The sequence below is a fragment of the Simplicispira metamorpha genome (genome assembly GCF_004341365.1).
GTDB classification, from domain to species: domain Bacteria; phylum Pseudomonadota; class Gammaproteobacteria; order Burkholderiales; family Burkholderiaceae_C; genus Simplicispira; species Simplicispira metamorpha.
Genome location: NZ_SLXH01000004.1, coordinates 158,145 through 179,761, shown reverse-complemented (window position 1 = coordinate 179,761; position 21,617 = coordinate 158,145). Strand labels below are relative to the sequence as shown.

20 protein-coding genes are annotated in these 21,617 nt (G+C 51.9%); 12 read left to right on the top strand and 8 right to left on the bottom strand.

Translation table 11 applies throughout. The annotated features are described in order from the left end of the window. Window positions 1-78 precede the first annotated feature (78 nt). Window positions 79-345, top strand: coding sequence for a helix-turn-helix domain-containing protein (locus EV674_RS03755; protein ID WP_119012041.1), 267 nt, complete (start codon window positions 79-81; stop codon window positions 343-345). Window positions 346-463: 118 nt separating this feature from the next. Here the strand turns inward: EV674_RS03755 and EV674_RS03750 are convergent, their stop codons facing one another. From EV674_RS03750 to EV674_RS03735, 4 genes are all read right to left on the bottom strand, one after another. Then, window positions 464-1,432: a DUF932 domain-containing protein gene (locus EV674_RS03750; protein ID WP_119012040.1), complete on the bottom strand. Its 969-nt coding sequence runs from the start codon at window positions 1,430-1,432 to the stop codon at window positions 464-466. 127 nt (window positions 1,433-1,559) lie between these two features. Further along, the gene (locus EV674_RS03745; protein WP_241524862.1) at window positions 1,560-1,847 is read right to left on the bottom strand and encodes a hypothetical protein; all 288 of its coding nucleotides are present in this window, start codon (window positions 1,845-1,847) and stop codon (window positions 1,560-1,562) included. A 105-nt stretch (window positions 1,848-1,952) separates the two neighbouring features. Continuing rightward, window positions 1,953-2,408: a RadC family protein gene (gene radC, locus EV674_RS03740; RefSeq protein WP_119012038.1), complete on the bottom strand. Its 456-nt coding sequence runs from the start codon at window positions 2,406-2,408 to the stop codon at window positions 1,953-1,955. A gap of 134 nt (window positions 2,409-2,542) precedes the next feature. Then, on the bottom strand, window positions 2,543-2,803 hold the full coding sequence (locus EV674_RS03735) for a hypothetical protein (protein ID WP_119012037.1): 261 nt from the start codon (window positions 2,801-2,803) through the stop codon (window positions 2,543-2,545). A 610-nt stretch (window positions 2,804-3,413) separates the two neighbouring features. Here EV674_RS03735 and EV674_RS03730 point away from each other — a divergent pair. Together EV674_RS03730 and EV674_RS03725 are read left to right on the top strand one after the other, a co-directional pair. After that, a complete protein-coding gene (locus EV674_RS03730; protein WP_119012036.1) occupies window positions 3,414-4,295 on the top strand; it encodes a DNA/RNA non-specific endonuclease in 882 nt (293 codons plus the stop codon). A 138-nt stretch (window positions 4,296-4,433) separates the two neighbouring features. Beyond that, entirely contained in the window at window positions 4,434-4,739 is a 306-nt protein-coding gene (locus tag EV674_RS03725; RefSeq protein ID WP_306418957.1) for an H-NS histone family protein, read from the top strand. 521 nt (window positions 4,740-5,260) lie between these two features. Here the strand turns inward: EV674_RS03725 and EV674_RS03720 are convergent. The 4 genes from EV674_RS03720 to EV674_RS03705 all read right to left on the bottom strand — a co-directional run bounded on the left by EV674_RS03720 (window position 5,261) and on the right by EV674_RS03705 (window position 9,021). Further along, window positions 5,261-6,400, bottom strand: coding sequence for a nucleotidyltransferase-like protein (locus tag EV674_RS03720; RefSeq protein ID WP_132750358.1), 1,140 nt, complete (start codon window positions 6,398-6,400; stop codon window positions 5,261-5,263). Then, complete coding sequence (locus EV674_RS03715) at window positions 6,390-7,022, bottom strand: Cap15 family cyclic dinucleotide receptor domain-containing protein (protein WP_119012033.1); 633 nt, start codon at window positions 7,020-7,022, stop codon at window positions 6,390-6,392. The genes EV674_RS03720 and EV674_RS03715 overlap by 11 nt, the downstream gene beginning before the upstream one ends. A 1,022-nt stretch (window positions 7,023-8,044) precedes the next feature. Further along, window positions 8,045-8,779 (bottom strand): ATPase, encoded by a 735-nt coding sequence (locus EV674_RS03710; protein ID WP_119012032.1) that lies wholly within the window; start codon window positions 8,777-8,779, stop codon window positions 8,045-8,047. Beyond that, window positions 8,776-9,021 (bottom strand): hypothetical protein, encoded by a 246-nt coding sequence (locus EV674_RS03705; RefSeq protein WP_241524861.1) that lies wholly within the window; start codon window positions 9,019-9,021, stop codon window positions 8,776-8,778. Before EV674_RS03705 ends, EV674_RS03710 begins: the two co-directional genes overlap by 4 nt. A 246-nt stretch (window positions 9,022-9,267) precedes the next feature. Between EV674_RS03705 and EV674_RS03700 the strand changes: the two genes are divergently transcribed. The 9 genes from EV674_RS03700 to EV674_RS03660 all read left to right on the top strand — a co-directional run bounded on the left by EV674_RS03700 (window position 9,268) and on the right by EV674_RS03660 (window position 21,220). Beyond that, on the top strand, window positions 9,268-10,824 hold the full coding sequence (locus tag EV674_RS03700) for a type I restriction-modification system subunit M (protein ID WP_119012031.1): 1,557 nt from the start codon (window positions 9,268-9,270) through the stop codon (window positions 10,822-10,824). Next, window positions 10,821-11,969, top strand: coding sequence for a restriction endonuclease subunit S (locus tag EV674_RS03695; RefSeq protein ID WP_119012030.1), 1,149 nt, complete (start codon window positions 10,821-10,823; stop codon window positions 11,967-11,969). The genes EV674_RS03700 and EV674_RS03695 overlap by 4 nt, the downstream gene beginning before the upstream one ends. Window position 11,970: 1 nt before the next feature. Further along, window positions 11,971-13,086 (top strand): ATP-binding protein, encoded by a 1,116-nt coding sequence (locus tag EV674_RS03690; RefSeq protein ID WP_119012029.1) that lies wholly within the window; start codon window positions 11,971-11,973, stop codon window positions 13,084-13,086. Window position 13,087: 1 nt separating this feature from the next. Continuing rightward, a complete protein-coding gene (locus EV674_RS03685; RefSeq protein ID WP_119012028.1) occupies window positions 13,088-13,648 on the top strand; it encodes a nucleotidyltransferase family protein in 561 nt (186 codons plus the stop codon). 21 nt (window positions 13,649-13,669) lie between these two features. Then, the gene (locus EV674_RS03680) at window positions 13,670-16,801 is read left to right on the top strand and encodes a type I restriction endonuclease subunit R (RefSeq protein WP_119012027.1); all 3,132 of its coding nucleotides are present in this window, start codon (window positions 13,670-13,672) and stop codon (window positions 16,799-16,801) included. Between the two features lie 70 nt (window positions 16,802-16,871). Further along, on the top strand, window positions 16,872-17,978 hold the full coding sequence (locus EV674_RS03675) for a hypothetical protein (RefSeq protein WP_132750357.1): 1,107 nt from the start codon (window positions 16,872-16,874) through the stop codon (window positions 17,976-17,978). Between the two features lie 259 nt (window positions 17,979-18,237). After that, a complete protein-coding gene (locus EV674_RS17690; RefSeq protein WP_119012025.1) occupies window positions 18,238-18,672 on the top strand; it encodes a helix-turn-helix transcriptional regulator in 435 nt (144 codons plus the stop codon). Then, window positions 18,665-20,284 (top strand): DUF3987 domain-containing protein, encoded by a 1,620-nt coding sequence (locus tag EV674_RS03665; RefSeq protein WP_157983660.1) that lies wholly within the window; start codon window positions 18,665-18,667, stop codon window positions 20,282-20,284. Before EV674_RS17690 ends, EV674_RS03665 begins: the two co-directional genes overlap by 8 nt. A gap of 282 nt (window positions 20,285-20,566) precedes the next feature. Then, on the top strand, window positions 20,567-21,220 hold the full coding sequence (locus EV674_RS03660; protein WP_119012023.1) for an inovirus Gp2 family protein: 654 nt from the start codon (window positions 20,567-20,569) through the stop codon (window positions 21,218-21,220). The last annotated feature ends 397 nt before the right edge of the window (window positions 21,221-21,617 follow it).

Sequence of the window (21,617 nt, the reverse complement as noted above, 5' to 3'; positions counted from 1 at the left end):
GCCGCAGGACTGAGCTTTCTCATGTCGGTCAGTTTCATCAAGACAACATCCGGGTAATCAGAAATATTTCAAGTCGTTTTGTTTCTAATTAATAACTTGCGTGATGTACTCGCCTACTGGTTACGCTTACGACGCACAGACAAAGGCTGGTCACAAGAGCGCCTTGCCCTGGAATGCGACTTGGACAGAACTTATGTCTCTGCCGTTGAGCGCTCTCGCTGGAATGTGTCGCTGTCAAATATCGAGCTTTTTGCGCAGGCGTTGGATGTGGAGGTCTGGACTCTGCTGAGGCCACCCCAAGACAGCCTAGAGGTGAATCCGAACGGCCATGGCACTACTTCATAGAAGTTCTGACTGTTTGAGCCAGTAAGAGCGTTCCTTTGCCCTGTAGCACCAGTGCGCAGGTTTTTACCTGGTTAGTAAAAGCCTGCGGCATGTAGATGACACAGGTTGTAATGAGCACTCAGCAAGCCAATTGCAAGGCATGTTCCAGTGCCCGTTGCTTGAGCGCATTGCCTTGGCCAAACCAGGCGCTATCGAGCCGGTATTCCTGGCTGCGCGCCCGGCGTTCATGGTCAACAAACTCCGTCACTGCTGACAGCAAACCCCAGGCCGTGCCTTTGGCCGCTGCCAGCTCTGCACCGCGTCCATGGCCCTCATACATGGCCTGCACCTTTTTAAGGGCACGCTCATTGGTCAGGGCCGTATCGGCAGGGGTGTGTGCATCCGTCTGGCACAGCACCTTCAGGAAGTAGTTCATGGATTCATGGCTCTTGACCTTGCGCTCGGACAGCGTCTTCATGCTGTACATGAAACTGTCCCATTGCGACACCGCAATGCCCAACTGGCGTTTGACCGCCTGGGCATCAAAATTGGTGCTGTGGGGCACCTTGATAGCGCTTTGCGCACCATTCAAGGCAATCGACAAGGTGTTGTTACACACCACCCGGATCGTGGTTGGCGTGGCCGTGGTGGCCAGCGTGCCATCGCACGACGTGGCCAGCAGCAAATAGCCTTTGACCAGATCATTGCCCTTGAGCGCCACCTCCTTGCCGGTGCGTGCCAGTGCCCAGAACTTCTTACCCGCCTTGAGCACCCCGGCAGTCTCCAGCTCATAACCAGACACTTCCGTCAGATCCCGGTAGAACTCCAGCACCTCCTGGGGCTGCACCACCCGGTAGCGCCCCGAGACCACAGACAACGGCGCCTTGGTATCGCTGCGGTACAACACCTTCTGGTCATCAAACGCCATGATCGAGCCCAGCGAACCGTCCTGTTCCGCCAGATAGCGCACAGGGGTTTCGCAGATGCTCCAGTCCATACCCGCTTCACGCGCCCACACTTCAATAGGCTGCTTGGCAGGCAACTGGTGGCCCAGTTGATGCCAAGGGGTGTCACCGACGTAAGCCATTTGTTCAACAAGATGTGCCATGGGAAAACTCCAAATCAAAAAGTAATGGCGCGCAGTCCATCCGCCATCCAAAGACAGCCAAAGAACCCTGCGCACGGAAAAACAGAAACAGAAGAAAAACCGAAGAAAGCAGAGCAGGAAAGCCAGCTCACAGACTGAACGTATGGCCGCAATCGAGGCATTCGCGGTTGTGCAGCAAGTTGTCATCGACTGCACTGCCGACCCGTGAGCCGACCTCACAGCCCAGGGCGCCACCGAACAAGCCACCCAATACCGCTCCCGCAACGGTGCCCAGTGCAGAGCCCACGGGGCCAGCCACGATGCCCACCGCAGCACCCAGCTGGGCACCCCGCAGGGCGCCTGCTGCGCCACTGGCAGCACCGGCCAGCGTGCCTACGCCACTGCCCACCTTGCGGGCCAGGTGGCGGGCAGTCACACGAGAAGAATCACAGAAAGGACAACGAGACATCAAAGCTCCTTTGAAAATGGAAATGGAAAAAACGAACCAGAGAAAACGAATCAGAGACGCGACCAGCCAGCCCTACATCAACCCCCGTTCGGCAAAGCTCAGTACCGTCGAGCGCGTCACCACAAAGTGGTCGAGCACCCGCACATCCACCATCGCCAGTGCCAACTGGAGCGACCGGGTCAGTGCCTGGTCGGCCTGCGATGGCTCTGGATGCCCACTGGGATGGTTGTGGGCCAAGATCACCGAGGCAGCCTGGCGTGCCAGGGCTTCAATGACGACTTCGCGCGGATACACCGAGGTCTGGGTCAAGCTGCCGCGAAACATCTCCACGGCCTCCAGTACCCGGTGCTGGGCGTCCAGAAACACCACCGTGAAAACCTCATGCGGGCGATCCGCCAAAAGCAGGTGCAAGTAATCGCGCACCGCATCTGGGGATGCCAAGGCATCGGCTTCACGCACCTCGCACAACAACAGGTTCAGTGCCTGCTGCACCACGGGGGCGCGTGTGTAGAGAGAAATACCGTTCATAGAAACCTCCAAAAGCAAAAAAGCCCCGAAGACAAAGCAACGGGGCCAGGGGAAAGGAAAAGGCAAAGGTCGGGGTAGATCCACAGGCCACGGCGGGGGAAGTCGCCCCGGAAAGCAATCAGACATGGCTGCTCCTAGAGTGAGCGCCAAGACTGTTCGAGCAAGCTGCATGCTTGTGCTGCAATGCGCTCGGATTCGCCCTCGGTCAACTTGCGTTCTAGCCAGCTGGCCATGCGGCCTTGGCGGTCGCATACCTGGAACTCCAATTCAGCCGGTTCACCCGGCATCCAGTCATCGGGATGACCTTGGCGATAAGCCTCTACTGCCGGGGCGTAATGGGTTACCTCGATCAGGCAGGGAATGCCAGCGACTCTGGATTCAAAGCGGTAGTGCATGGTGTGACCCTCACAGCCAGCAGGGATGGGGACATTCGGTGTGCATGGAACAAACCTCTTTCAAAAAGGAAAGGGCCTCGCATTGGAGGCCCTTGGTGGGGTTGAGAACGTCTCAGGCGGCATAAGGTCTGGCCGACCTGCAAGAGGTCAGCCAAGTGGCAAATGAAGCGACTGAAGGGGGAGGGGGAAAGACAGAAGCGCTGGCGATGGCAAAAACCAGGTAGCCAGAGCGCAAGGCGCGTGAAGTGGATGGCCCAACTTCAAATAAATGATATATGGCTGAAATTTTTTGGAATCGAGCTGGTGAGGCCGCTTATTCGTAGATCGTGCGCGTGTCTGGTTCGTGCTTTTAAAATGGCTCGCTGTCAATGTTTTGCAGATTCTCCTTAGATTGCTGCTGAGCCTGTCTCCATGAAAATCTTGGTTATATTTTTTGGTTTTAATAAATAATTTATTTACAAAACATGACTCAGTAATGAAAAACTTTTTAAGCAGTCATCGTCTTTGGTATGAGCAGTTGCGCCATATCCTGTCTAAGACATTGCCGAACTACATCGAGTCTTAAGTTATCCGGGCTATGATGAAGAACAACTTTCCTTGTAAAAAATAAATGTTCAAAAATATTACTATCGCCACCATAGCGCTACAGGCTTTTTTAGCTAATGCAGCAGATTTCACCGCTTGCCTGGACTACTTCCCGAACCGGGTTGTACCAAAAATTGAGACTGTGCGCCCAGAACAAAAACTGCGTGATTTGTGTTTTGAATCTTTTGCAATCATGCACTCTGGGCAGAGCAAGACACCACTCTATTCAGTAGAAAAAATAAACCGTGCGCGTATCCAAGATGCCAGAGATGAAAAGCGAAGTGACCGTTTTTATCCTGAAGCGCGATTGCCTATTGCTGAGCGCGCACAACTTGAAGATTACAAAGGCAGCACTTACGACCGAGGTCACATGGCGCCAGCGGGAGATATGCCGACACCAAATGCGATGGCGCAGAGTTTTTCATTAGCGAATATGGTTCCGCAAGCTCCAGATAACAACCAAGTGACTTGGCGCAATGCCGTAGAAAGGTCTGTGCGACAGTATGCGATGCGCGCTGCTGGTGATCTATTTGTTTTTACAGGCCCAGTTTTTAAGAATGGGCCAGCTAATGCAATAGGGTTGGGAAAAGTTTGGGTGCCAACCCACTTATACAAACTTGTCTACGATCAAAAAGAACAAAAAGCTTTTGCATATTGGATAGAGAACAAGAATGACGCCCGCATGAATGCACCGATTTCATATCAAGAGCTTGTTCAAAGAGTAGGGATCGAGTTCTTGCCAGGTGTAATTCTTAAAGAAGAAACTGATAGAAAAATTAATCAAAGCGAAACCACAAACTCTCATGAATCTACAGGTAATTCAGTGGCCCCAACTTGCTACACAGGGCCACGTGGTGGCACGTATACGATTAATGAAAATGGAAAAAAGAATTACGGTGGTTGCTGAGGTAGTTCATGGGTATTTTTTACATGAATTGATTTCAAGGCGTACAACCCCATCCCGCTATACCCTCCAGATGTGATGCAATTTTTTGTCTGATATGTATAATCTACTGTATCAATAATTTAACCAAAGGGTTTAGTGATGAGTACATACAAGGAATTGTTGGAAAAAAAGGCTGCACTGGATGCGGAGATTGAAGCAGCTCGACGGGAAGAGGTCGGTGCTGCGATGTCGATAATTCGTGAACTTATTGCTGAATTCGATTTGACGGAGCGTGATATTTTTGGTGGTTCACGCTCGTCGAGCAATTTGCCTACATCAAAGGTTCGAAAGACTGTGGCGGCGAAATACCGCAATCCCACCACTGGCGATACTTGGACAGGCCGTGGCAAGGCTCCAAAATGGATTGATGGCCAAGAGCGCAGTCAGTATTTGATTGTTTCTTGATGGCAGCGTGATGACTGGGATGAACCCGCTCTGGTTGAGCGGGTTTTTTAGGTGGAGCCTATCTGAAATTCGGTATTTGAAGCTTGCCGAAGCGCTTCGATCCCGGCATCAAAAATATATATTGACCGAGAAAAAGTGAAGCCGTCCAAGCCTCTTGGGGGACTTTTTGCGAGTGGCGCCACCATAGTGCAATACATGTATCTCAAAAGAAATTGAGCACATCATGCACGTCTCTCTGCGCCTGCCTGATGACCTGAGCCTACGGCTGGCCGACCTGTGAACGCTGACGTAGCTGATAGCTAGCTCCGGCGCAATTGAGCCACTGTACTGGTGTTTCTGTGATGGCTGCTATCGGATAGCGGTCTTTGGCCGCTGTGCGGTCGGAGGCTGCTTCAGGCTTGATGCAGTCGGTCAACTCAGCATGGTCAATGGCTGCTGACGCCCAAAGCAGTCATTGCACTGAATGTTCCGTGCAGATCCACGTTACACCTCAAAGCTTTCATTTGGACTGAAGGCGCGATTCAGCCGGGCACGTACGCCTTTCTCAGTTCTTCAAACACTAGCCCAGTACTCGGTGTGTGCCAGAGCCACGGTGCCTTGGATTGCTCCCGGGCTACACGTCCTGATAGATCATCCATTTCGAGCGACAGCAACTGAAGACCCTCGATCTTCGTCTCGCTGTCGAAAACATAACGCGAATCATCAGGCACTCGCAGCGTGCGAGCGTAGTTCGGGCGCCGGACTAGATCGTCCAAGAAGCGCGTTACCTCGGCCAAAATGGCCAGCTCATTTGCTACACCCACTGTGAGCGCCGCCATGTCTGCATGCCAAAGGGCTGAGGCAATGTCATAGCTGGACAGTTCGATATTCGTCCCATCACTCTCGGCGTCGGCTTTCACGTTCTTGCAGAGACGAATGGCCTTCTTCAAGCCGCCAATGGATGGCTTATCTCTATCATTGATCTGCTGAATGTGCTTGAAGGGCATGTTGAGAACACGCTCGGGCACGTGCTTGTTGAGGATATGTACGCCACGGTCGACTTCAGCGAAACTGCGCTGATAGGCAGCCGTGTCAAACCAGTTTGACGGAACGACATCAACTGGACGGCGCAGTGATCCACCTGAAATCTTGATCGCTTTTGCTCCGCCTTTCTCAACTTTGGCAGCGGGGAAAGCTGTGTCGAGGATCGATTCAGATTCACTACGGAGTTGGATCAGCGCCTGTAGCGTGTTGTAGGTTACAGGGCTGGTGTACCCGCCCGACATGGCTTTTTGCCCGTTATGTTCATAGTGGATGTAGCGCCCATCCAGCACGAGCAAGTCAACATCACTTACTCCACGAATGTGGATATTCAACGCGACAGAACCTTGGAGGCGGAACTCGGTCGAGATCGATTTTCGATCCAATCCTCTCTTCAATTGATCCTTTACCCGGTCTGCCTCTTCTAGGCTGATGCGCGTGTAGTCAGAGTCCACTGCCTGCATTGCCCCTAAAGCGTATTTCGTATGCTTCTGAGCTGTGGCTCTCTTCGCATATGACTCCTGAGTCAAACTTTTTGTGATCACCTGCGTCGCCGAATCAAGTGTCAAGTCGGCGATTCGGTCTGTTCCCATTCGCCGCTCGTGCAATGACTTTAAGCGCTTGTCGATATCAATTGCCATGCTTCCCCCTACGTGTCAGTTTCATCGTGCCGTATGTGTAGCGCCCGTGACCATTGAAGTACTCGCCTTCAGCACTTTGGAGGTCAGACGCAAACATAAGCTCCGCTGACCCTCGGTGGGCTTTCAATTCGGCCTCACCGATTCTTGGCTCGTTCTTGTAGTTGTACAGGAGCCGGAATCCTCCATCGGCTTGATCAAAAACCAGTGCCGCAGCTACGCTGTTAGAACCGGATTGACCGGTCTTGAGGCGAACACGCAGCTTGTCCCAACTCTGGACAATCGTCACTTCGCCCACCCAGGCCGATCCCCCTTCGCTTAAGGTCTCCCCTTGGCAGTCCCAAGTCCCTGAGAGATCAGGGACCTTAAGCAAATCGGATAACCTGCCCCACTTCCAGATGCGTGACTCAAAGATCCAGTACAAACCCATGTAGATCAATCCGGCGGTCAAAGGCCACAGCACTAGGGCAGGGACATGCTCCGCAATGCCAATCCGCTTAGCTAAGTCAATTAGCCAAGTGGCGAGCGTCCCTAGACTCGCCGCGATCGCTGATGCTGCGATGCTGAGATACTTACCGATCGCAGCACGGTTCAGCCCTCCGAGAACTGAATACTCGTGTTCCAATCCTTCCCTCCTTTATATTGTTTTCACTTATCCAAGTGATTATGCTTTCGACGCCATCCCCCGTTCCATACCGCTGTATCCAAAAACAGGTTATCAACGGAATGCCAAAATCTCCTAATTTTTCCTTGTGTCCACTACACTCCGGCATCCTGTAAATTCCAAACGGAGAAAGTATTGACGCAACTTGAGCGTACGCGGCGATATCTTCAGCGGCTTCGCGACATATATGCCGGGGTTTTCAACGACGGGAACACAAGGCAAACCTATGAGGACGATGTCCTGTCATTCTTTATGCACTGCTATCACGTGCGTGATTGGCTGATCCACGCAGAAGTCGCACCAGTGCGGGCGAGACAGGTTGATGAGTTCATATCGGAATCTACCTACTTGAAGCTATGTGCAGACATATGCAATGGCGTAAAGCACTGCAAGCTCACCAAACCTCCTCGGAGTGGAGGTCAACCAGATTTCTCGGGAAAAGAGTACAAGTCATCCCTTTGGCTATCTGGATCATCTGGAGGTGAGCTTTTGCAAGCCAGGTACACGATCCACACCGCTACCGGAGCCGTCGACGCTTTAGATCTTGCTGAAAAATGCGTCCAAAGTTGGTCAGACTTCATTGCTGAGACACGCCGAGAGTAGACGCGATCAGTTTACCGCTACGACTCAGCTTTGGCATGAATTGAATCGACCAGGGTTTCCTTGATGGCGTACTGCTATTCTCTTGTAATGAAGGACTGCTGCTCAGCAAAGATCAGTCATCCATGTCGAGAACTCGATGGGCAGCAATCGCTGCAATGCAGTCTCTCAACCATTTTTTGGCTGACGACTGGAATGAGGCGTTTTGCGACATTTGCGCCACTATTAGCTTTAACCTAGTAGATAAGTTCTGCGTGGTTTCATCACACTAAATTGGCGGTATTGAATGCAAATCGCTGGTGAGCTTGGCATGCGAATCGGTGGTGGTTTTGTCGTGCGAACGTCCGGTGGATTTGCAGCGAATACTCAGATAAATCCACGTTTTACTCAAATTGATCCCACAACGCCACTTTGAACCAGGCTGGCATTTCGTCAGTTTTCATCTCTATTTCTAGGCCATCGGTCACTTCAGCCACCCACACCCGTTCAGCCCCTGAGTTGTCGAAGATATACGCCCGGTCAGCATGCGCCACAGCCTTTGGCAACAGCTCTAGCGAGCGCACATAGCGGCTGCGAATCTTGTCCTCAGCGACTGGATGCCCACCAACTTGCACACGGTACTTGACCCGCGACACATTGATGTCTGCATCCTCCGTAGCCACAAAGTACAAGTAGGTGCGATAGCCTGCCTGCTGCGCTTTCTGCAAAAACGCCACTTTGTCAGGCGATGACATCACCGTTTCAAACGTGAAAGATACCTTCAGTGCCAACAGCTTGTGCCGAATAAAGTCGGCCAACACCGATGCCCAATAGGAATTGACCACCACAGGGCCAAACACCACACACCCGTCAACCAGGGTCAACTGCGAGACTTGGGCCAAAAGCCCAGCTTTCTTCAGCAAGCTTGATGCCTGTAAGAACGCTTGCAGCTCTTGCGTATCAGTCTTGACTTCAAACGTCGCTAAATTCAAGCAGCTATCAGCACGAACGGTTTTTTCAATTTCGTCTGCATTGATGTAAACACCCAGCCATTGCGATGGAAGCACTTCCTTGATGGTGCTTTTGCCCGAGCCATTCGGGCCAGCAAACATGCGCAGGCGAGGAACAGGCGCATTCATGCCTTGCGTGCCCGCACACGCTTCTCACCTAACCGTACAGATGTTGGTTTGGCGATGCTGCGGATCACATGCACAGCCCCCTCGGCAGTGGTTTCAACCAATTCACCGTTCCGAGCCTCCATCACCTTGCCGCTGATAGTCAGGGCTTGCCAGTAGGCCAGCTTGAACGCACTGCCCGCCAACTCGGGAATGCGGGCTTCCATACGTTGCATGGACTCTTCGCTCATTAGAGATTGATTCATTGTGATCCTCCCTGGGTCATCGCCACTTATACCAGTCAAAACCTTACAGTGCTGTAGCAGGCGATTGTTCACAAAGTACCCTTGCCGTGGAGCATCCCCCTGAGCACCAGTATGTGTTCCATGGCCGGACGTATTTGAGACACGCATCCCAAGGCGTTTGGTCATGCAAAATGCCCATTGCACTTTTCACATGCAGCATGCGCGAGAAGCCTCAGCTATGCCTGCCCTCTCCAAGAAATCAACAACATGACCAGCTCTCAACAACGCGCAGAACTGCAACGCCGCATTTGGGGCATTGCCAACGAGGTTCGTGGTGCCGTAGACGGATGGGACTTCAAGCAATACGTCCTGGGCACACTGTTCTACCGCTTCATCAGCGAAAACTTCGCCAGCTACATTGAAGGCGGTGATGACACCGTGGACTACGCCACCCTGAGCGATGCGGTCATCACGCAAGACATTCGTGACGATGCCATCAAGACCAAGGGCTACTTCATCTACCCCAGCCAGCTGTTCGCGAATGTGGCGGCTACGGCGAACACCAACGAAAGCCTGAACACGGATCTGGCAGAGATCTTCAAGTCCATTGAAGCATCTGCCAACGGCTATCCATCAGAGCTGGACATCAAAGGGCTGTTTGCTGACTTTGACACCACCAGCAACCGCCTGGGCAACACTGTTGCCGATAAAAACAAGCGCTTGGCGGCGGTGCTCAAAGGCGTGGCAGAGCTGAATTTTGGTGAGTTTGGCGACAACCAGATTGACCTGTTTGGCGATGCGTATGAGTTCCTGATCTCCAACTACGCAGCCAATGCCGGCAAGTCGGGTGGTGAGTTCTTCACGCCCCAGCATGTGTCCAAGCTGATTGCACAGTTGGCCATGCACAAGCAAACCAGCGTCAACAAGATCTACGACCCGGCCTGCGGATCTGGATCGCTGCTGTTGCAAGCCAAAAAACACTTTGATGCGCACATTATTGAAGACGGTTTTTTTGGGCAAGAACTGAACCACACCACGTACAACCTGGCGCGGATGAACATGTTTTTGCACGATGTGAACTACGACAAGTTCAACATCGAGTTGGGCGACACGCTGGAAGACCCCAAGTTTGCCTACGACGATCCGTTTGATGCCATCGTTTCCAACCCACCGTATTCAGTGAAATGGATTGGCAGCGATGACCCCACGCTGATCAACGACGACCGCTTTGCCCCTGCCGGGGTGTTGGCCCCCAAGTCCAAGGCGGACATGGCCTTTGTGATGCACGCGCTGAGCTACCTGTCCAGCAAGGGGAGGGCAGCGATTGTGTGCTTCCCCGGCATCTTTTACCGGGGTGGTGCGGAGCAAAAAATCCGCAAGTACCTGATCGACAACAACTATGTGGAAAGCGTGATTGCGCTGGCACCCAATCTGTTCTTTGGCACCACCATTGCCGTGAACATTCTGGTGTTGTCCAAGAGCAAGAAAGACACCACGACCCAGTTCATTGACGCCAGCGGTCTGTTCAAAAAAGAGACCAACAACAACGTGCTGCTCGATGAGCACATGGAACAAATCATGGCCGTGTTTGACAGCAAGGCCAACGTGGAGCACTTTGCCCAATCGGTGTCCCTGGAAAAGATTGCCGCCAACGACTACAACCTGTCGGTCAGCAGCTATGTCGAGACCAAGGACACCCGCGAAGTGGTGGACATTGCACAGCTCAATGCCGAATTGAGAACCACGGTGGCCAAGATTACCCAGCTGCGTGCGGAGATTGATGCCATCGTGGCAGAGATTGAAGGCCAGGAGTTGGAAGCATGAGTAGCGTGAATTTTTTGGAGAAGCTGCTGGATGGCGTTGCGGTGGAGTGGAGGGCGCTGGGGGAGGTGATCAAATTGGAAAAAGGCCGCCAGCTAAATAAGGAATTGCTATCTGAAGATGGACTTTACCCCGCTTACAACGGGGGGGGGGCGCATTCCGGATTTACCGACACATTCAATTACACCGAGAACAAAATTATAATAAGCCAGGGTGGTGCGTCTGCGGGATTTGTTAATTTCGTCACTTCAAAGTTCTACGCTAATGCGCATTGCTATGTTGTGCTGCCAAACATCGAAGCAGTTGCGAATCGATATGTTTATTATCTTTTGAAGCTAAACCAAGAGCGATTAACTGGCAAAAAGCACGGTGCGGGCATACCCGCATTGCGGACTAGTGAAATCTTAGAGATATTAATTCCGATTCCCTGCCCAGAAAACCAAAAAAAATCGCTGGAAACCCAAGCGGAAATCGTCCGTATTCTGGACGCAATGACCGCTCATACCGCTGAGCTTACCGCTGAGCTTACCGCTGAGCTTACCGCTCGCAAAAAACAATACAACTACTACCGTGATAAGTTGTTGAGTTTTGAAGATGGGGAGGTGGAGTGGAAGACGCTGGGGGATCTGTGCAGCATTGGCGTGGGGCAGGCTCCGGTTGAAAATGAGCCAGGCGAATACGCTTTTGTTAATGCAGGAACAACACCATCAGGTTATGTGTCCGCGTACAACACCGAGCCGAATACGATTACAACACCTTCACGTGGGCAAGGCGGCATTGGATATGTTGGATATCAAACTGATCGTTTTTGGTGTGGCCCCCTCTGCTACAGAATCCGCAGCACGAGTGAGACGCTTTCGACCCGCTTTCTGTATCACGTCATGGCCAATGCAACGCAGGAGATCGTAGGGCTTGCGAATATGACGGGAGTGCCAGCATTAAACAAAAAGGATTTGGTTGGGTTTCCCGTGCCCGTTCCTTCCTACGCGGAACAAGCCCGCATCGTCGCCATCCTCGACAAATTTGACGCCCTGACCAACTCAATTACGGAAGGCTTGCCCCGCGAAATGGAGTTGCGTCAGAAGCAATACGAGCATTACCGCGATCTTCTGCTGAGCTTCCCGAAGCCTGAAGAGGTAGCCTCCTGACATGAACAAAACGCTGTCCGCCATTGCCGAGCAGCTCAGAGATGCCAACAAGAAGGTGCAACTGATTTACGCCTTCAACGGCACGGGCAAGACGCGCCTGTCGCGGGCCTTCAAGGAGTTGATGGCACCAAAGGCGGGGGGCGAAGAAGCTCAGGCCTCTGATTTGGCAGACAAGAGGGTTCTCTACTACAGCGCCTTCACGGAAGATTTGTTCTATTGGCAGAACGATCTGGAGCGGGATGTTGAACCCAAGTTGATCATCCAGCCCAACGCCTTCACCCGGTGGGTGCTAGAAGAACAAGGCCAAGACCAGAGCATCACCACCACCTTTCAGGGCTACACCAGCGACAAGTTGATGCCGCATTTCAGCAACGACTTTTCGTCAGTCAGTTTTTCATTTGAACGCGGCAACGAACAGCCGGAGCCGCACATCAAAATCTCTAAAGGCGAAGAAAGCAATTTCATCTGGAGCGTTTTCAATGCGCTATTAGAGCAGTTGATTTCTGAACTGAACATCGTCGAAACCGAAAACCGCTCCACGGATGACTTCAACAAGCTGGAGTACGTTTTCATTGATGACCCGGTCAGTTCACTGGATGAAAACCACTTGATCGAGCTGGCTGTCAACCTGGCGGGGTTGATCAAATCCAGCCAGTCCACGGATCTCAAGTTCATCATCACCACGCACAGCCCGCTGTTCTACAACGTGCTGTTCAACGAGTTCAGCAACAAAGCCTGCTACATGCTGGAACGCCTGGAAGACGGCAGCTTCACGCTGACGGAAAAGTCCGGCGACTCCAACAAGAGCTTTTCCCACCATCTGCACCTATTGCAGACTATCGAGCAGGCGATTGCCGATCAGAAGGTGGAACGCTACCACTTCACGCTGCTGCGCAACCTCTACGAGAAGACCGCCAGCTTCTTGGGCTACCCGAAGTGGTCAGAGCTGTTGCCAAATGACAAGCAGCTTTACTACAGCCGCATCATCAATTTCACCAGCCACAGCACGCTGTCCAACGAGGCCGTTGCACAGCCCACGCCAGCGGAGCAAGCCACGGTCAAACTGTTGCTTGATCACTTGAAGAGTAAGTATGGTTACTCGCATCAGAAATCATAAAATGGAAAAAATCAACAAAGTACAGCAGTTGGTCAGTGAAATCAATCGTTTGCACCACGAATTTTCACTTGATTATTTTGAAACTGGGAGAATAGAAAAAATCAACCTTTCCAGAACTATTGCACATGTGCCTGCCCCGCACATTTATCGCTACCGCTTGACCCTGCACGAGTGCATTAACGATTATTTGATGACCGCAGACATTGACATCAAATACTTCTATCGTGTTAAAACCCGCGAAAGCATTGACGACAAAATAGAGCGCTACGCCAGCCGCGAAGACCAATATCCCGTCAACAATTGGTTAAACGATGTTTTTGGTGCCCGCATTATTTTGACCGCCGCTGAAATTGATGTCGTCATGAGCCTGCTGGACGACTGGCAAGATGAATTAAGCCTAAAAAACTGGTATCTGCGCGACAAGGCCGGTTATCGCGGTTTGCATGTGTATTTTAAAAACAGAAGCAATTTTTATTTTCCGTGGGAGCTGCAAATCTGGGATGTGGCAGATATGCACAACAACATCGAAAACCACGAAAAATTCAAGCGAAATTTTTTGTGAGGCTACATCCAGAGAACGCCCATGCCAGACTACAAGACCATTGCGGAATCCAACAACTTCATTGTTCTCGACAAGTACACCCCCGAGTGGAAATCGGCAGAGGGCTACCAAAGCGAAGATGCCCTTGAGCGCGAGCTGATTCAAGATTTGGTAAACCAGGGCTATGAGTTTTCCCCCAGTCTGAACACGCCAGAGAAGCTGCTGGCCAATGTGCGTGTGCAGTTGCAGCTGCTCAACCACATGCAGTTTGCCGATGCCGAGTGGGATCGCTTTGTGAAGACTTGGCTGGATACCTCCAGCGAAGGCATCGTGGACAAGACGCGCAAGGTGCATGACGACTATGTTCATGACTTTGTGTTTGACGATGGTCACATCCAGAACATTTACCTGTTCGACAAAAAGCACATTGCCCGCAACAAGGTGCAGGTGATCAAGCAGTTTGAGCAAAAAGGCAGCCACGCCAACCGCTATGACGTGACGATTTTGGTCAACGGTTTACCGATGGTGCAGGTGGAGTTGAAGAAACGCGGCGTAGCCATTCGCGAAGCCTTCAACCAGGTACACCGCTACAGCAAGGAGAGCTTTAACAGCGATAACTCCCTGTTCAAGTACCTACAGCTGTTTGTGATTTCCAATGGCACGGACAGCCGCTACTTTGCCAACACCACCAAGCGCAATAAGAACAGCTTTGACTTCACCATGAACTGGGCGAAGTCGGACAACAGCCTGATCAAGGACTTAAAGGACTTCACCGCGACGTTCTTCCAAAAGCACACCTTGCTCAATGTGCTGCTGCATTACGCGGTGTTCGATGTCAGTGACACGCTGCTGGTGATGCGTCCCTACCAAATTGCCGCTACCGAACGCATTTTGTGGAAGATCAAAAGCAGCTATGAGGGTAAGAGCTGTAGCACCACGGAAAGCGGTGGCTTTATTTGGCACACCACAGGCTCAGGTAAGACACTGACCAGCTTCAAGGCGGCACGGCTGGCGACCGAGCTGGAGTTCATCGACAAGGTGTTTTTTGTGGTGGATCGCAAGGATCTGGATTACCAGACCATGAAGGAGTACCAGCGGTTTTCTCCCGACAGCGTCAATGGCTCTGACAGCACAGCAGGACTCAAGCGCAACTTGGAAAAGGATGACAACAAGATCATTGTCACCACCATCCAAAAGCTCAACAACCTGATCAAGGGTGAAACCGACCTGCCCATTTATAGCAAGCAGGTAGTGTTTATTTTTGATGAGTGCCACCGCAGCCAGTTTGGTGAAGCACAGAAAAATTTGAAGAAGAAGTTCAAGAAGTTCTATCAGTTTGGTTTTACTGGCACGCCTATTTTTGGCGATGTGATTGAGAACGGTCAACTCATTCGCAAGGGCAATGCCCTGGGGGCAGAAACCACGGCCAGCGTGTTTGGCCGTGAGCTGCACTCTTATGTCATCACCGATGCGATCCGTGATGAGAAGGTGCTGAAGTTCAAGGTGGACTACAACGATGTGCGCCCCAAGTTCAAGGCGATAGAAAGCGAGCAGGATGAGAAAAAGCTCAGTGCTGCCGAGAACAAGCAAGCCCTGCTGCACCCCGACCGCATCAGCGAGATAACGCAATACATCCTGAACCACTACCGCCAAAAAACCCACCGCCTGCTGCCTGGTGCCAAGGGTTTCAACGCCATGTTTGCGGTCAGCAGCGTGGATGCAGCCAAGCTGTACTACGAGTGCTTCAAAGCGCTGCAAAAGGACAGTGATAAGCCGCTGCGCGTGGCGACCATCTTCTCGTTTGCTGCCAACGAAGAGCAGGATGCGATTGGCGACATTCAAGACGAGAGCTTTGAAGTGTCGGCCATGAACACCAGCGCCAAGGAGTTTTTGGATGCAGCGATTGCGGACTACAACGCGCTGTTCAAAACTAACTTCAGCGTGGACAGCAACGGCTTTCAGAATTACTACCGCGATCTGGCCAAGCAGGTCAAAGCCAAAGAGATCGACTTGCTGATTGTGGTGGGCATGTTCTTGACGGGCTTTGATGCCCCCACGCTCAACACTTTGTTTGTGGACAAGAACCTGCGCTTTCACGGCTTGATGCAGGCGTACTCACGCACCAACCGCATTTACGACGCCACCAAGACCTTTGGCAACATCGTCACCTTCCGTGACCTGGAACAGGCCACGGTGGATGCCATCACGCTGTTTGGTGACAAGAACACCAAGAACGTCGTGCTGGAGAAGAGCTACAAGGAGTACATGGAGGGCTTTACCGACGTGGCGACCGGTGCTGCAAGGCGTGGCTTTGTGGAGGTGGTTAAAGAGCTGGAAGAGCGCTTTCCTGACCCTGCCGCCATCGAGAAAGAGGCTGACAAAAAAGCCTTTGCCAAGCTGTTTGGCGAGTATCTGCGCATAGAAAACGTGCTGCAAAACTACGATGAGTTTGCCAGCCTGAAGGCTTTACAGGAGGTGGATCTGAACGATCCTGCTGCGGTAGAAGCGTTCCAGACCAAGCACCACCTGGGCGATGAGGATTTGCAAGCGCTGCAAGCCGTCACCCTCCCGCCTGAGCGCAAGGTGCAGGACTACCGCTCCACCTACAACGACGTGCGCGACTGGCTGCGCGGGCAGAAGCAGGGCGAAGACAAGGCTGCCTCTACCGTTGACTGGAGCGATGTGGTGTTTGAGGTGGATTTGCTCAAATCCCAAGAGATTAATCTGGACTACATCCTGGGATTGATTTTTGAGAACCACAAAAAGCTCAAAGACAAAGCGACCCTGGTGGAGGACGTACGCCGCGTGATCCGTGCCAGTTTGGGCAACCGTGCCAAAGAAGGGCTGGTGGTGGACTTTATCCACCAGACCAACCTGGATCAAATTGGTGACAAGGCCAGTGTGATTGAAGCGTTTTTTCAGTTTGCTCAGGCCGAGCTACAGCGCGAAGCACAAGCCTTGATTGATGAGGAAAAGCTCAATGCCGATGCGGCTAAACGCTACATCACCAGCTCCCTCAAGCGAGATTTTGCCAGCGACAACGGTACGGAGTTGAACGCCGTGCTGCCAAAGATGAGTCCGCTGAACCCGCAGTACCTCACCAAAAAGCAGACCGTTTTTCAAAAAATTGCTGCGTTTGTGGAGAAGTTCAAGGGTGTGGGAGGACTGCTTTGAGTTCAGCTAAGCTGCGCTGAAGGCTGCGGCGCAGCAACGTCAATCATCCAACCTTTGATTCCCACCTTACATGAGCCTGTTACTTAGCTACGTGACACTGGAAGAATTAGCGCAGGAATTGGGTCTCAGCAGCGCTGCACAGGTGCTGCAAAAAATGCTCAAGGCCCGAATCTTCCCAGTGTTACCTTTGCGCCGTGATTGGCATGTGTTTGTCACGCCTCACTTTCCCGACACGAGATACCAGGTTATCAAGAGTACGGTAGTACATCGGCCCGATGTGCAGGGGATCGAACTGGACGAGGCCATCTGCATAGAACTGCTTGCATGTCCGGTTAGTAAAACGCCGCTTACATCAGCTGATGCGGCGTGGGTCTTGCCTCATAAGCCCGGACAAGAATCAGTAGCTGCATCGTCGTCTCATCTCCACAGGCAAACGCTCCCCGTGTTGTTGCAACACGATAAGGATGCGCGTGATTGGTCAATGCCAGATCAATGCTTCATCGCTCTACCACGCTTTACAGTCTTCGATGTATCGAATCACCCGGTTAGCGAGGTACAAAAGTGGCGCTTTTCTGAAGACATCCAGTGCTCACCGGGTGTGCTGATTAAGCTCAGCGAACTGCGGGTGAGGCCTGAGGATGAGGCCAAACTCAGGCAATCGCTGACCCAGCCAAAGCCAACCCCCAAGCATTTACCAACTTCGGGGCAGCACATTTCCGTGCAACTGGGACAGCTTTTGGATGTGTTCAATGAGCACCGTGATGACATAAAGCAAGTCCTGACAAAAAACACTCCCAGCGCACAGCGAGAGCAGTTGAGCCGGGATTTGCACAACGCCTTGCAAACAAAAGACCCGGCCAGGTGGCAGGGCGAAACTTTGCGCGGGTATGCCGTTGGGCTGATTTTTCCCACGCCTTCATATGGACGGCGATCCAAAAAGCCTGCCCTATACACAGGCGATGGTATTCCGAAGAAGTTAGCCACCTTGTTGGAAAACTTGGCAAACCAGCTACAAGAGGTGAGGACGTTTGAGACTGGGCAGTGGAAGGACTGGCTGATTGCGCAATTGGGCATGTCAGAAAAAGAGGCCAGCAACGTCACCACCATCGTGCGCTTGACGCTCCCGCCTCGCGGTGGGAACCGCCTGCCAGTTCAGTCCAGCCCTAAAGTGCAGTAGCAACTGCCGTCTCCAACTGCTCCCCAGTAAGCACCTCGTGCGTACCTTGATGGCTCCAACATAGGCATGTCGGAGCCGCTCAAAAATTAATCTTTACCCCTTGCTACTTGGCTACGCTGGCTACGCTAGCCAGCGTAGCCAGGCTACACGTCAAGGTGATTTCACTGCAATCCTTGGCAGTGCCTTCCGAACCCACCTTTTTCCGTACTCTGGATCACACAGGGACTGGTTTGCTTGCTCAAGTCTCTCGGGCGGAGTTTTGCTTTCCAGCAGCGCAGGTGAGAGAAAGCAAAAAGTCGTTGTAAATCAACTGCTTGAAAAAGAAGTTTGCAGTGCAAAAAGCACCAGAAAGCAAATTCTGCGTTTGATCGGGTGGAGGGCTTACGAGACGATCGGGGCATCAGCAATCAACGGAGTGCAAAAAATGCTCGCAACAATTTCACCAAACACCACCTCGCCCCAGGCGATCTGCCGTCTGCCTCAGCTTCTGCAATTGGTCGGCCTGGGCAGGTCGAGCATCTACGCGCGCTTCAACCCGCGCAGTCGATATTTTGACCCGAGCTTTCCCCGGCCCGTGCCGCTTCATGGCCCGTGCCAGATGCGTGGTGCCGTGGGCTGGCGTCTGGGTGAGGTTTTGGCATGGCTGGACGCACAAGCTGGGAAGCGCACACAACAGGGGGCACACCATGGCTGATGGCGTGTTCATCCTCCATGAGGACGACTACCCTCTGGACGCGCTCCCTGCCGCCATGCGCGCGGCGGTCGAAGACGTCAAGGCTATCACCCAAGCCCCCCTCGCACTGATCGTGGCGTCGGCATTGGCCAGCGCAGCAACGGCTTGCCAGGGGCTTGCAGATGTGCAACGTCCCACCATCCCAGGTGCCGTGCCGCTTTCGCTCAATTTTGTGACAGTGGCCGAATCGGGAGAAAGAAAGTCGGCTGCCGATCACTTTTTCTTCGCACCTGTGGCGCAATTCGATCGCGATCAGCGGGCTGAGTTTGAGTTGAATCTGCGGAAATTTCAAACCGACGAGCGGGTGTGGCGCGTCAAGCTGAAGGGCATGGAGCGCAACCTGCAAAAGGCTACAGCGATGGGCGACCCGACCGACGACCTTGAGGAACTGCTGCGCGCACACCATGATGCGGCCCCCAAGCCGCCTCAGCGCTTGCGCATCGCGCTGTCCGACATCACCCCTGCTGCCCTTTGCGGGGAATTGGAAGTCAACATTTGCACGGCGGTGCTGCACTCCAACGAGGCGGCAGACCTGATGCGAGGCCGCACCATGGGCAATTTGCCGCTGCTCAACCGTTGTTGGGACGGCCAGGTTATCGAAGTAGACAGGCGCGACAAGACCAAAAGTGCGTTCATCTCCGGTGCGCGGCTCTCGATTTCGTTGGCCGTGCAACCAGACTCGTTCGAGGCAATGAGCCAAGGCAGGGACGAACACGCCCGCCACAGTGGCTTTCTGGCGCGCGCGTTGCTGTCGTTTCCGACGTCCACGGCGGGCAAGCGGGCGGTGTCTGAGTGGGGCCACGCAAGTGATTTGTCTGCTGCGATTGTGGAATTTCAAAATCGCATTCGCACCCTGCTGGAGTTTTCTTTTGATCGTCACAGCCAGGGCGTTGCGCGGCAGGTTCTCACTTTCGATGACGACGCGCGCCGCTATTGGGTGCAATTTTTCAATCAGGTGGAAGCCGAGCTGAAGCCTGATACAGGTGCCTGGTGCTCGATCAAGGACTTCGCCGCCAAGGCAGCCGAGCATGCGGCGCGTCTGGCCGCCGTGTTCGAGGTTTTCCAAGATCCTGAGGCCTGCAAGATTTCGTTGAAATCCATCCAGCATGCTGTGGGGATAGTGCGCTGGCACCTGTATGCGTTTGATCGCCATCTGGGCAAAGGTGCCTCAGCGCTTCGGGTGAAAGAAAACGCCAGTGCGCTTTTGCAATGGATGCAAACCAAGGCGCAGAGCCAACTAGGGGGAGGCTGCCGCAAGTACACGCGGCGCGAGCTGCTGCAATTTGGGCCACGCGCTATCCGTAACGCGGCAAGCCTGGAGCTAGCGATCGAAATGCTGGTGAACGAACGCAAGCTCATCTGCGAAAACACGAAACGCGGACTACTGGTGCATTTTCCTTTTGATCTGAGAGCGAATATTTTCGGTGCTCCCGCAAGCACTCCCTGGAGCAAAGAAATGAATGGATTCACCCCCTGTCTGAGTGGGCTGGATGGCAGTCGCGGGTTATCCTCTGATGATGTAAGAAGTTTTATTGAAGTTGATCATACTGGAAAACAAGATTTTTATAATTGATATTTTCACAGAGTGATTATTTTTATTGAGGAGGTGTTGCTTTATATAGATTGAATTTATTTTCAATAGAAATATATGAAATTGGCTGCATGTTTAAGTAATATATATATAATATATTTAACACTATAAAATAAATAGGTCAGATATGAAATAAATACACTAAATAAGTTTAAATAAACATCAATTGATAAAATTATGAGTAGCGAAGTTGTTTTGTTTGCAACGCTAGTCATCTCAATAATTTATAAGTTGCTCATTGAAATAAAATAGTTAAATTTTAAAATGAAGAGAAATCCATACAACACCAATCAAAAGCTTCACTCAGGTGGCCATTTTCAGAACTTCAAGGTTCAAGAAGAACATGGCCCCCTCATCGCCAACTACTTGAACAAGACATTGAACTGCTTTGTCAGGTCGTTGCAGCACTACCCGAGAGTATGCATGATGCGTTTTGACTTGCACGTACCAGATAACTACGCAATGTCAGCGCTTACTGATAATTCTCTGATGGCTCGTTTCTTTGCATCGCTGAAGAGCAAAATTACCTGCTCTCAGGTTCACAGCATCCGTGCAGGCAACCGAGTCAATGAAACCGAATTGCGCTACATCTGGTGCAGAGAGTCCAGCGCTGTTGGACGTACACATTTTCACGTTGCTATTTTGGTGAATCAAGACGCCTACGCTTTTATCGGTAAATTTGATCTGAACAGCAACAATATGTTCACCAGAATCCACGAAGCTTGGGCGAGTGCTTTAGGTGTTTATGTCGATGATACGTTGGGCTTGGTCAATATACCTTCCAATCCGGTGTACTCCATTCATCGAAGTGATAAACAGTCTATACAGGAAGCATTTTATCGTGTCAGCTATTTATCCAAATTAAACACGAAACAATTTGGAGAAGGAATTCACTCCTTTGGAACGAGTCGAATTTAGCTGGTGTTCTACTGTTGGTCGCTTGCTTTGTATTGAGGCAAGCGACTAAAAAAGAGTGGTTACAGCAGTAGTGTATAAAGAGCGCCACAAAATCGCTTGTGAGCGCTTTTTTGCATATGAGGCTACCTACCCATTAACCCCATGCCGAAGTCTTCTCTATAGGGCTTTTGGTAGCTTTGTTGATATAAATTCTTTGATATTTTCTTGTGATTTTTAAAACAAGAAGAAAATAATGTCAAGTATCCTTGCAATACTGGGGCTGGTGTTGTCAGGAAAACAGCTCAGGAACTCAAAGGCAAGAGTTCCAAGTGCTTCTTCAGCACTGAAAAAATAGACATCCACTGCAAGCCTACTTGTCATGCCCTACGGGCAAGGTGCTCCATTGTCTTGCCCAGGT